This is a genomic window from Pseudobacter ginsenosidimutans (assembly GCF_007970185.1).
GTDB lineage: Bacteria > Bacteroidota > Bacteroidia > Chitinophagales > Chitinophagaceae > Pseudobacter > Pseudobacter ginsenosidimutans.
On the sequence record NZ_CP042431.1, the window covers coordinates 169711 to 182630 of the forward strand.

8 protein-coding genes are annotated in these 12920 nt (G+C 48.2%); 4 read left to right on the forward strand and 4 right to left on the reverse strand.

Annotated elements, in window-relative coordinates:
* Window positions 1-5 precede the first annotated feature (5 nt).
* From FSB84_RS00685 to FSB84_RS00695, 3 genes are read left to right on the forward strand one after another with little or no spacing between them, the layout of a single operon-like run.
* Window positions 6-3356, forward strand: coding sequence for a SusC/RagA family TonB-linked outer membrane protein (locus FSB84_RS00685; protein ID WP_158643733.1), 3351 nt, complete (start codon window positions 6-8; stop codon window positions 3354-3356).
* A gap of 11 nt (window positions 3357-3367) precedes the next feature.
* Window positions 3368-4927 (forward strand): SusD/RagB family nutrient-binding outer membrane lipoprotein, encoded by a 1560-nt coding sequence (locus tag FSB84_RS00690; RefSeq protein WP_130543485.1) that lies wholly within the window; start codon window positions 3368-3370, stop codon window positions 4925-4927.
* 6 nt (window positions 4928-4933) lie between these two features.
* A complete protein-coding gene (locus tag FSB84_RS00695; RefSeq protein WP_207234323.1) occupies window positions 4934-5614 on the forward strand; it encodes an N-acetylmuramoyl-L-alanine amidase in 681 nt (226 codons plus the stop codon).
* 63 nt (window positions 5615-5677) lie between these two features.
* Here FSB84_RS00695 and FSB84_RS00700 read toward each other — a convergent pair whose 3' ends face one another.
* From FSB84_RS00700 to FSB84_RS00715, 4 genes are all read right to left on the reverse strand, one after another.
* Complete coding sequence (locus tag FSB84_RS00700) at window positions 5678-6424, reverse strand: DUF4397 domain-containing protein (protein ID WP_130543484.1); 747 nt, start codon at window positions 6422-6424, stop codon at window positions 5678-5680.
* A 176-nt stretch (window positions 6425-6600) separates the two neighbouring features.
* Window positions 6601-7650: a sigma-54 interaction domain-containing protein gene (locus FSB84_RS00705; protein WP_130543483.1), complete on the reverse strand. Its 1050-nt coding sequence runs from the start codon at window positions 7648-7650 to the stop codon at window positions 6601-6603.
* A 153-nt stretch (window positions 7651-7803) separates the two neighbouring features.
* A complete protein-coding gene (locus FSB84_RS00710; protein WP_130543482.1) occupies window positions 7804-9792 on the reverse strand; it encodes a sigma 54-interacting transcriptional regulator in 1989 nt (662 codons plus the stop codon).
* Window positions 9789-12098, reverse strand: a complete 2310-nt coding sequence (locus tag FSB84_RS00715) for a sensor histidine kinase (RefSeq protein WP_130543481.1) — start codon at window positions 12096-12098, stop codon at window positions 9789-9791. Before FSB84_RS00715 ends, FSB84_RS00710 begins: the two co-directional genes overlap by 4 nt.
* Window positions 12099-12391: 293 nt before the next feature.
* Between FSB84_RS00715 and FSB84_RS00720 the strand changes: the two genes are divergently transcribed.
* A complete protein-coding gene (locus tag FSB84_RS00720; protein ID WP_130543480.1) occupies window positions 12392-12778 on the forward strand; it encodes a nuclear transport factor 2 family protein in 387 nt (128 codons plus the stop codon).
* The last annotated feature ends 142 nt before the right edge of the window (window positions 12779-12920 follow it).

Consider the following 12920-nt stretch of genomic DNA (forward strand, 5'->3'; position numbering starts at 1 on the left):
TGACTATGAGACTCACAAGTATTTTCCTGTTAGCATGCAGTCTACAAGTTGTTGCAAATGTAAATGGACAGGACGCCAAAGTGACGCTGAATGCAAAACAGGTCAGCCTGGAGAAATTCTTCAAGCTGATCGAAAAGCAAACAGCCTATCATTTCTTTTACAGTGCATCCATTATTCCTGTAAATGAAAAAGTGGATGTGAATGCAGTGAACGAACCGCTAAGCAGTGTGCTGAACAAGCTCCTGCCCGGCATCGGGCTTCGTTACAAGATGATCAGCGACAAAGTGATCAGTATCACCGTTGACGATCATCGCAGTCCTGCACCACCACAACAGATCAACGGGATTGTCACGGATGACAAAGGCGATCCGGTAGTGGGCGCATCAGTAGTACTGAACCCCGGCAACCGGGGAACCAGTACCAGCACCGATGGTAAATTCGTATTCACTTCTGTTGAGCCGGGTAGTTACACCATCGAGGTTTCCTTTGTTGGTTACAATTCCGAATCACAAAAGGTAACAGTTTCTTCCAGTACGGTAAACCTGAATATCAAACTGGCAGTAAGCGACAGCAAAACAGAAACAGCTGTAGTGGTTACAGCATTTGGTGTTACGCAAAAGAAAAGGGCATTGGGTTATTCAGTTCAGGAAGTAAGATCGCAGGCAATTACAGAATCACATCAACCCAATATCGTGAATGCCCTGCAGGGAAAAGTGGCCGGTGTACAGATCACCAATTCCGGCGGATCTCCGGGCGCCTCTTCCATCATGCTCATTCGCGGCGGTACATCACTGAGTGGCAATAACCAGCCATTATATGTGATCGATGGTATCCCGATGGACAACAGCACCGCCATTACCCAGGGCAATAATATGGTAGCCAGCAGCGCACCTCCTTCCAACAGGGCCATTGATATCAACCCGGAAGATATTGCCAGCATCACTGTTCTGAAAGGCCCTGCTGCTGCAGCGCTCTACGGTCTGCGCGCTGCTTCGGGAGTAGTGATCATCACTACCAAGAGAGGCGCTTCAGGAAAAGCCACACTGAACTATTCAGGTACGCTCTCCACAGATAAAGTAAGCCATCTGCCCGACATGCAGAGCACCTACAAACAAGGTGAACAGGGCGCATATGATCCTGCTGCCATCGGCTCCTGGGGACCAACATTCAGCCAGGGAGAACCGATCTACGACAATCTCGGCAACTTCTTCAAATCAGGATTTGCACAGAGACACGATATCTCCGTCAGCGGTGGAACCGATAATTCCACCTTCTATGGCTCCGCCTCTCTCCTTGACCAGGATGGCATCGTTCCTTCCACCAGCTTCTCCAGGAAATCCTTCCGGCTTGCAGCTGACTCGCGCCTCAGCAGCAAATTGAAAATAGGCGGCAATGCCAGCTATTCGCATACAGACAGAGGATATGTGCTGCAGGGCAAAGGCGTATCTGAAACATCCTCCACCACCACCAGCGGCGGCGGCACCATGATGGGCGTGATCTTCTGGCCAAAGAATGATGATATGCGTAATTATCTCAATGCAGACGGAACACAACGCACTATCGTAGGAACAGACAATCCCTACTGGGGCGTGGAGCGCAACCCGCTATCAGAAAAGGTAGACAGGATGCTCTTCATCGGAAATGTGGAATATGATCCATTCAAATTCCTCAATATCACCTACCGCCTCGGAACGGATTATTTCACCAGTTCCTTCTCCAGTGTAAGGGGTGCAGGCACCACTATCATCGGTGAAGAAAAAGGAGCTATTTCCAACTCCACCCGCAAGAACCAGATCACCACTTCCACCTTGCTGGTCACCGGAAAGCACACCATCAAAGATCTTAACCTGAGCCTCACCGTTGGTAACAACGTGGAAAGCTTCCAATCAAATACAGAGTTCGCTTACGGGCGCAACTTCATCGATCCCAGTTTCCCCAGCATCAATAATACCTTACCAAGCGACCGCCTCACATCCAGCTCCATTCAAAGAAGAAGGATCGTGGGCCTCTTCGGAGATCTGAGTATCGACTGGAAAGGGATTGCTTATCTGAATGTAAGAGGCAGGAACGATTGGTCTTCCACCCTGCCGGTAGATGCACAATCTTTCTTCTATCCTGCAGTGAGCGGAACCGTGATCGTAACAGACCTGCTGGATGAATTTGGAATGAAACGCGAAGGCAAGGTGTTGTCCTATGCAAAAGTACGCGCCTCCTGGGCCAGGGTTGGTAAAGATGCGCCACCGCACGTGCTTGCCACCACCCTTTCCAATGTGACCAATACATTCACCATCAATCCCCGCGGATTCATCCTCAATGCAAATGATTTCTATGGCAACCCAACCCTTCGTCCGGAGTTCACCAACTCCATAGAGATCGGTGCGGAAGCCAGGTTCATCGATAACAGGCTGGGACTGGATTTCACATACTACCGCACATTGTCAGACGATCAGATCCTGGGCACCAGAACGCCGCCCACTTCCGGCTCCTTCCTTTCTTACCTGAATGGCGGGTCCATCGAAAACAAGGGCATTGAAGTGATCCTGAATGCAACTCCTGTAAAGAGCAAGGATTTCACCTGGACGCTGGACCTGAACTTTGCGAAGAACAAAGCCACAGTGAAATCTCTGCCAGGCAGCCTGGACCGTGTTGAGCTGTCTGATGCATGGGCAGCAGGTAACGTAGCACAGGGTGCTGCTTTCCTGAATGGAAGTCTCTTCGGTATCAATGGTAATGTATGGAAACGGAATAACGCCGGAGAACTGCTGCTCACAGACGCCGGCTATCCACAGGTGCAATCCACATTGAAGCAGATCGGCGACAGGAACCCCGACTGGCTCGGCGGCATCACCAATACCCTCAACTATAAGAATTTCTCACTCTCCTTCATGTGGGACCTGAGAGTTGGAGGAGATATTTACAATGCCACAGAAAATTACCTCGTTAGGTCCGGTCTCAGCACCAAAACGCTGAAACGTGGCTCTACACAGGTATTTGATGGCATCATCGAATCCTCCGGCAACAAGAACACTCAATCCGTGGTACTGGATCAGAACTTTTATGAAACCCTCTATCCTTTCCAGGGATATGATTTCGTGGAAGATGGTTCGTGGTATCGTTTGCGTTATGCCACACTGAATTATACCCTTCCTTCGAAACTACTGAGCAAAACGCCTTTCAGCAGGGCAATGGTTTCCATTACAGGTCGTAACCTCATACTGATCACCGACTATTCCGGCGTAGACCCTGAAGTATCAGGCAGCGGCGCTGGTGTTGGCGGTAGCGGCTCCTTCGGTTTCGATAACCTGGGTATCCCTGCAACACGTGGTTTCGATTTCAGTTTGAAAGTAACGTTCTAAAATTCCGGATCATGAAAAAAACAATCAATCATATCATATTAGCTGTTTCATTTCTGGCAGTGGCGGGGTCTTTCAGCTCCTGTAAAAAATTCCTCGATGTAAATAAAGACCCGAACAATCCCACACAGATACCGGCGCATACCAGGCTGATCGGAGCTATCACTACTACCAATGGAGCATCCATGTGGAGAGGCGCCCGGGAGATGGTTGGCGTAATGCAATATGGCGCCACCAAACTAACTACCGGCAGTAACCGAAATGCCGAGACCTGGCGCTTTACAGCCAGCTATTTCTTCTGGCAGAATGCCTATGTTTTCACGATGCCCAACTGCGTGGACCTGATTGTTCTGGGTAAGAAAGAACAGAACTATCATTTCGCCGGCGCCGGTTCAGTGCTGCTGGCCGTGAACCTGGGCATGCTGGCTGACCAATACGGCTCCATCGTGGCAAGCGATTATTATGACGGTGTTTCGCAGATCAACCTGCTTCCTAAAATGGACGATCAGCAAACCGCTTACAAATACATCGATTCATTGCTGACCGAAGCCATCAAATTCTTCGGTATGTCCAATACTACTCCACTCAACTACAGCGGCGGCGATATCATGTTCAATGGAGATGTAAACAAATGGACCCGTTTTGCCTGGGCGCTGAAAGCGAGATACCTCAATCACCTTTCCAAAAAAGGCAGCCTCTATGATCCCGCTGCCATCATCACGGCCTGCGGCAATGCTTTCAATGCGGACGGCATGGATGCACAGTTCCCCTATATAGCAGGCGCGCAACAAACAGATGAGAATCCATTCGCCAGCTGGGGAGGCTTCACCAGCGCTACCGATCCCCGCTATTTCACCTGGACCCAGTTCTTCGTAAACATGCTCACTAAATTTCCAGTAACGGAAACAGCCTACGAAGACCCGAGGATCAGCAAGATCATGAAACCTGCCGCTTCAGACAGCAAATACAGGGGATTGAGATCAGGCGCAGGTTTGGCCGGAGGCATGGATGGAACCGGCACTTTCACCAATGAAGCAGATTACGGCCCATTCAGCAAAAGCGGCTTTTATACCAATGTGACTTCTCCCTTCCCATTCATTACCTATTCGGAAGTGAAACTGATCGAAGCAGAAGCCAGTCTCAGGTCCAGTAAAAAAACAGAAGCACTCAATGCCTACCGTGAAGGAGTAAGCGCCAATATGAGGAAACTCGGCGTGAGTGCAGGCGATATCAATGCTTACTGGACAGCACAAAATGCCGATAACCTGGAAGCGCATTTCGATAACCTCACTCAGGGCCTCAGCCATATCATGCGTCAGAAATATATCACGCAGTGCCTGAACCCGGAAACCTGGGTGGATATGCGAAGAATGGATTACAGCAACGATATCTATGGTCCTTCCTTACGCAGGCCCGCCAATATCAACACTGTGATCTTCGATCCCGCCAACAATAACCAATGGATACGCGGCATGGTGTATGAAACCAATGAGCAGAACAGGAATCCCCAGGCAGTAGGGGATAATTCAGAAAAGTTCAGATTACTTACACCACTGTGGTGGGATAAACCCTGATCTTCAATGATGAAACCAATATTGATCGTTCTGCTGTCAGCATTGGCCAGCCTTGCATCCTGCTCAAAAGCAAGTTTCCGGGTGCTTGAAAAGCCAATCGTTTTTGATGAAGAAAGAAAGCTGCTTTCTCTCGCCTATATGAAAGAACGTCATGGTATCAATACCAGTGAACCCACCATCCAACCCAGGATGGTGGTGTTGCACTGGACAGCCATACCATCACTGGAACAATCATACGATGCATTCTATGCGCCCACATTGAAAGGCGGGAGAAAAGACATAGCAGCATCAGGCAATCTCAATGTATCTTCCCATTACCTGATCGACCGCGATGGCACTATCTTCAGGCAATTGCCCGATACCGTTTTTGCCAGGCATGTGATCGGACTGAACTATTGCGCCATCGGCGTTGAAAATGTTGGCAGCAATAAGGAGCCGCTCACACGCGCACAACTGAAAGCCAACGAGGCTTTGATCCGCCATCTCAAAAAGAAATATGCCATCGAATATGTGATCGGGCATTATGAATACACATTGTTTGATGGCGATCCTATCTGGAAAGAAACAGACAAGAATTATCGCACGGTCAAAACCGATCCCGGCAAAGGATTCATGAAGAAGATCCGCCACCGGTTGAAGGACCTTGACCTGAAAGGACCGCCCGCAGCATCTTCAGAAAGAAAGTGAATAAACAAAAGCGCCTCAGACAAATATTGCTGAGGCGCTTCTGTTTTTCATTGAATGGATTTCTTAGCTCTTTGCAGGATCGTCTGTCAAAGTCCCATTCGTTACAAATTTGATCTGCACTTTACTCTTCTCATCGGTTTGGCCGGGTACACCGGAAAGTAGAATAGTGTACACTTTTTTGGCTTCCACTGAAATGGTCCTGTTCACATCAACACCGTTATTGCTTTTCACTGCAACGGTGATCTCACCAGGTGCAACTTCTTTGAATTCGCTTACTGTTGCATACACTGCATTGTCGTTCACAACAGAAGCGCCACCGGATGTGATGGTCACATTGGCTGTATTCACAGAATCCGTAACAGCATTGATATAACGTACGAATGCTTTGCCTGATGAAGCAGACAGGCTGTCGAAATTGTCAGTGGAGATCACATTTTTGTACTTGCCATCCAGTCCCACTACAAAAAGGGAATAATATTTTCCCTGCTCGAAACTGTGATTGGTAGTAACCAATGGATTGGAAGCAAGATAATCGAATGCGCCCACTGAACGGTTACCTGTGTAAATGTTCTGATAAACACCTGTGAAACTCTGGTATGCCAACGGTGAATTTGTAAGTGAATTACCGGATAAGCGGATCACAAGTGATTGCTGGTCCGGTGCAAGATTGAAAGCCATCAGGCCTGCTGCAGGGATCTGGGAATTGTCGCCATCATTATCTTTCAGACAGGCTGAGAACAACACTCCTGCTACAACCACCGCCACTACCGGCAACAGACTTTTCCGGAAGCAAGAAAGGATCTTGTTCATGTACTAAAATTTTTTAGATGAATGAATTGATTAAACACTACCGTAGCAGAAGAAATGGCTGACAGGAACTTAGCATTGATAAGGAATGTAAAGTTACTGCATGGTACAAGCTCATGACAACAGAAAGAGGCTTCAAAAAGTTAACTGAATGATAAATATCCTGCACAGTCTGATTTTCAAGCCATTCGGGGGCTTCCTGCCATGAACTTTTTGCCGATCCCCAGTTTGTTCATGCGGGATTTAAGGGTGGATGCATTGATGCCAAGCAATTCAGCGGCGCCGCCGGGACCGTACAATTTATGATTGCAAATAGACAAGGCTTTCAAAATATGTTCCTTTTCATTTTCTGCGATCGTTTTGATAGCGCCGCCTGATGATGGCCCCTCCGAATAAGAAGATGACAGTAATGGACAACCGGAAAGTTCCTTTCCTGTACTCATCAATACACTTCTTTCTATCACGTTCTCCAGTTCCCTGATATTGCCCGGCCAGTTGTAATTCATCAATGCGGCCATATAACGGTCCGGGATCTTCGTGATCTGCTTATTTTCCCTCCCGGCAAACTTTTGCAGAAAATGAGCAGCCAGTGCAGGAATATCCGAACGGCGCTCCCGCAACGGCAACACGGTGATGGGAAATACATTCAGGCGATAATAGAGATCCGGACGGAACCTTCCCTGCGCCATTTCTTTTTCGAGATCGCGGTTGGTAGCGGCAACAATGCGAACATCCACTTTGATGCTCGTTTTACCTCCTATTCGTTCCAGTTCTTTTTCCTGCAGCACCCGCAATAATTTTACCTGCAGCTCTACCGGCATCTCTCCAATTTCATCCAGGAAAATGGTGCCGCCCTGTGCCAGTTCAAATTTCCCGATACGTCTGTCGAATGCGCCTGTAAAGCTGCCTCGTTCATGACCGAATAATTCACTCTCGATGAGATTGGCAGGCAGGGCAGCGCAATTCACTTTGACCATCACTTTCTGAACACGTGACGAACGGTTATGGATAGCCCTTGCTATCATTTCTTTTCCTGTGCCTGTTTCACCCAGGATCAGTACAGTACTTTCTGAAGGAGCCACTGTAGTGATCAGTTGCTGGATCTCTTGCAAGCCTTCGCTGTTGCCGACAATTTCTAATTTCTTTGGAATGTCACCGGAAGTTCTGATGGGATAGATCCTTTGCTGCGTTGGCAGCTCAGTGGGCATGTGCAGGTTTGAGTGTAACATAACGGGTCGATTTCAATTTGTACAATCTACCTTCCTATTAGTGTGCCAAACTGTAAAAGCCCGTTGCAAGGCTGTTTTGGAGCGAAGATCATCCGGTTTGCTATGAAATTTTCGGAGTAATGAAAATGACTCCGAAAAATCCGGAGGAATATTTCAGCTGCCTGTTTCTTTATCTTTCAGAATATGCATTTTTTTGATGCCGAGTTTTTCCATTCTCGATTCCAGTGTAGTGGGTTTCAGGTTCAGTAATTCGGCTGCGCCGCCGGCACCGCGGATGCGGCCATTGGTCTGTTTCAGTATTGATAAGATGTATTCACGCTCGGCCGCCAGTTGCCCCTCCTTTACATCATTCAGGGTTTTAGGCACCATCTCCACCACCAGTGATTCAGGGACCACACGATCGTTGTTCAATGGACGGCCCCATTGCAGCGGGCTTCTTCCATCATTCAATACGAAAGCCTGTTCCACCAGGTTCTCCATTTCGCGGATATTGCCCGGCCAGTGATAGCGCAGCATTTCGTCCATCGCTTCCGCTTTGATGCCATGAAAAGGCTTGCCGGTCTTACGTGAGAATTTATGTCCGAAGAAATTAGCCAGCAGTGGTATATCATCCTTCCTTTCGCGGAGCGGAGGAAGCGTTACGGGAAAAACATTCAGGCGATAATACAGGTCCAGCCGGAATTTGCCAGCGGCCACTTCCTCTTCCAGGTTGCGGTTGGTAGCGGCAATGATGCGTACGTCCACTTTAATGGTAGTGCTGCCCCCAATGCGCTCGATCTCTTTTTCCTGCAATACCCTCAGTAGCTTTGATTGCAGGTCAACAGGGATCTCCCCTATCTCATCCAGGAAGATGGTACCGCCCTGCGCCAGCTCAAATTTCCCGATACGTTTTTCCATGGCGCCGGTGAATGCGCCTTTCTCATGACCGAACAACTCGCTTTCGATCAGGTTGGCCGGCAGTGCGGCGCAGTTCATTTTCACCAGCAATTTATCTTTTCGCGAAGACAGGTTATGTATAGCCCTTGCCACCAGCTCCTTACCAGTACCGCTTTCTCCCAATAACAAAACGGAAGTGTCCACCGGTGCTACCTGGGTAACGAGGTCGAATACACGAAGCATCTTATAACTGCTACCTATGATCTCTTCAAAATTGGAGGAGGTTTTCACTTCTTCTTGCAGGTAGCTTTTTTCTCTTTTCAGTTGCTCTGTGAGTCTTTCTATTTCTTCGAAGGCCAGCAGCCGGCCGATGGAAAGCGTGAGAGTTGCCTGCAGGCGTTCCACCAGGTCAAGATGTTCACTGGTATACGCATCTTCTCTCCGGTTAAGAAAAGAGAAAAAGAATATTTCTCCATTTGCCATAGTGAGTGGCACATAGAGGTTGCTGTTCAATCCGAGTTTCTTTGACAATAGTTTCTTCACCGGCATCCGGTTACATTCTTCCTCGAAATCGGAACCGTTATGCAGTGTAGGGCCCTGTTTAAAAATATGATGGCATAGTTCCGCGAACTGTTCAGCCGATACTCCCACCATATTCTTCAGGTCCGGTAACATGATGGACTGGTATTCATTGAAACCAGTGCGGAAAAAGCTGACAGCCCTGGGCAGGTCTTCCTCTGCTTTTTTCAATCCCAGTACAATATAATCGAATGGCACAGCCTGTTGCAGGTGTATGGCCATTTGCAGCAGTCTTTCTTCCCAATGCAGTTTGGCGGCCATGATCCTGGCCAGTTCCACCTGCAGCGATTGTTCCTTACGAAGTTTGGCTTCCAGGCTATGCGCATGGCGGTAGTAGGCGATCTCCAGGGCTACCAGCACATCTTTTTCACGGAATGGCTTCACCAGGAATCCATAGGGCTGTGTAGCCTTGGCTTCTTCCAGAACTTTTTGATTATTGTTGGCGGAGAGATAAACGAAGGCTATGTCTTTTTCATGCAGGATCCTGGCCAGATCGATACCTGTCTTAGGCCCTTTCAGGTAAATATCCAGCAACACCAGTGTAGGTTGATGTTCTTCGATCATATCAAGCGCAGACTGGAAAGAATCAGCCATACCGCAAACCTGGTAACCGACCTTTTGCAGGATCAGCCTGAGGTCATTGGCCACTACAAACTCGTCTTCTACAATTAGCAGCTTTTTCTTCATTGAGCAGTTGATTTACTCCGTTCAAAATTAATTTTTATGGTAAGGCCATTCTGTTGCACTACTTCAAAAGTTCCATCCAGTTGCCGGCTCAATCCGTTCATCAGGCTCATGCCGAGAGAATCGGTATTCCTCCAGTCGAAATCACCGGGTAAACCGATCCCGTTATCACTGATCAGTAATTCTATTACTCCTCCGGTATTTTTGTACATGCAGATATTGATCTGTCCCTTGCTATTGCCGGGGAATGCATATTTCACGGCATTGGTAACAGCTTCATTGATGATGAGGCCGGTTGGTACAGCCTGGGTAACATCCAGGGAAATGGGATCGATGAAGAGGCCAAAGGCGATGCTGTTGCCAGTATCCAGATTGTCTGAAAGATATTCCACCACTTCCTTGATGTATGTACCCATATCGATCACCGTTAGCAGCTGGTCGCTCTGGTATAGTTTCCGGTGGATGAGGGAGATGGCATGAACGCGGTGCCTGCTCTCATGGATGGCGTTGAGTGCGGCTTCGTCTTTCAGGTAACTGCTTTGCGTATTGAGCAGGCTCATCACTACCTGGAGATTGTTCTTGACGCGGTGGTTGATCTCTTTCATCAGCCATTCCTTTTCAACCAGGAGCTTGTCTTTTTCTTCCGTGATCTTCTTTTCATCCGCTATCATTTTTTCCAGCACGGTATTTTGCCAGTTGATCTCTTCCTGTTTTTGCTGAAGGAGGAGATTGGCCTTTTTCTTTACACGGAACCTGTTCCAGGTAACAAGCAGCAAGAGCAGGAGCAGCGCTGATCCGCCGATCATGGCATTGCGAAGGTAACCGCTCTGCTGGATCGTTTCCTGCTGGAGGCGTGTTCGGTTGGCCAGCGTGGAAAGCTCGGCATTCTTCTGATCTGTTTCATAACGGACAGAAAGTTCTGCCAGACTTCTGTCTGCAATATCTTTCTGAACGGAATCCGAGAACTCCTTGTACCTGACATAGTGCTTCATGGCGGAGTGATGATCTCCTCTCATGGAGTCAACCTGGTATAACGTGAGACTGTTATCACGCATCACATCGTACGACTTATGCATTTCAGCGGCAATGTAGGCGCTGTCTGCATAGAGTGCTGCCTTGTCCGGCTGGCGCAGGTGCAGATAAACCTGGCCGGCTTTTGTGTGCACAAGGATCATGTATCGTTTTACAAAATCCCAATCGTTCCTATGGCTCATCAGCTGAAGCAGCTTTGCCTCTGCCTTCCTGAATTCACCCTGATCATAAAACAAAGTGAGAAAGGTGAAGTGAAGATAATCCAGCAGTCTTTCATCTTTCACCGGATGTTCTTTCAGGTAGCTGGTAATTTCGCTCCATGCCTGCTGGTGCTTTCCCTGCCGGATCAGGCAATCAGCTTTACCGGAGAGATTGGTCATGCTTACGATCGTATTCAATTCCGAAGCACCGGGTTTGTAAGCGCTGAGGGCCTTATCGAAATAGAAATATGATTTATCGAAATTATTCATGCTGTAATACAGGAATGCCAGCCGTTGATAGAAGGTAACGATCATGGCGGTATCCTTGTTTTCGCGGCTGAGGTCCACTGAACTGATAGCATACCGTAAGCCCTCCTTATGGTTGCGGCTCCAGGCATAGGCTTGCGCCAATGCGTCTGTTGTGAAATGTGTACGGTTATCTCCGATCTTCTTTTGCAGCTCCAGGGCCTGCAGGAGCAATTCTATCGCATGAGGATTATTGCCCAGCCTCTGGTGCATGGAGGCAGCAGCGCGCATGGCCTGGGCCTGTTTTCTCAAATCGCCGGCCTCACGGGCAAGCAGGATCGAAGAATCATAATGGAGCAGTTTGGCGGAATCTGTTTCTATGCCCGACCTCAATTCAGCCTTGAAGAAATGTGCATTGGCCAGTCCTTTTTTATCGTTGGTGGAGCGAAAAATGGAAAATCCCTGGTTGAGCAGTGCGTCTCTTTTTGGATGATCGCTTAACAGATTAAAGAAATAGGCATCCCAGAGATAGGTGGTTCCCCTGGCGTATGAATCTTTGAGTTGGATGCTGAGTGAACGGCAATCATTGATCGTTTTGCAGAAGGCCAGTGAGTCGGAGGCCAGGTTCCCGCCCAGGAGATAGCGTGTATATAGTCTTGGGAGAAGGCTCAGTTGCAAACTTGTTTTGCTGGTATCCGGCGGGGCTTTGGCAATGGCGCGCTGCAGACTGTCTATTTCATTGTCCAGTGCAGACTGTGCAGTTGCTGAAACGGAGAAAGCAGTCAGCAATAAGATAACCAGGTAAGAGGCTATGGGAAGCTTTGTTTGCACGATAGTAATTTAGATTATCGGTTGATCTGATTTTCACGTCTGCTGCACCTGTTTCGTACAAAGCCGGTAACAAAAAACCGGCCGCCTTTACAAGGGCAGGCCGGCCGGATCTTCACCACTAAAGATACAGTTATTTCGTAGTTTTTTTCGGAGTTCTCCGAATTTTCCGGAGTTGTGCAAGCCAGTTCTGATCCGGAGTTTCCATGATCATCAGCAAATTGCCTTTACTAATGTTGGTGGTACAGTAGTTGATAAACAGACGGTAATAAAACATGAAGGGAAAAATGACCGCTATGTCTCCGGCCTTACAAACGATCACTGATATATATGCTTCGATGGAACAAGGAAATATCGGGAAGCTACTGACTATTCTGGACGACTCCGTATTAGTGTACACGGCCCAATGCATGGGAGGCAATCGTCGCGGGCGGGAAGGCATTTTACAATTGATCTCCCTGTTTTACCGGCCTGGCAGCAGGGCACCCAAAACAGCCGGGCATTACATGGAACAGGGAAACACAGTGATAGTATTGGGCGATATCCGGATGAGAGACTGGGAGTCGATTGACAGCCCGATGTCTTTTGCAGATATATGGGTGTTTGATAATAACCGGATCATTTCGGTAGTGTTCTATTACAGGGATCCGGAATTGTTGTGCGAGTATTTGTCGAGGCAGTAAAGCCTTATCCAAGGCGAAGCCATTGAATCAGATCATACTTGACTATTTCCCAGTGCCTGCCACGCAGGCATAGGGGATCCAGATCGTCGTCGGCAACGGAGAAGTTCTGAAAACCTTTCCTGAGATCTTCTATTGAATACCC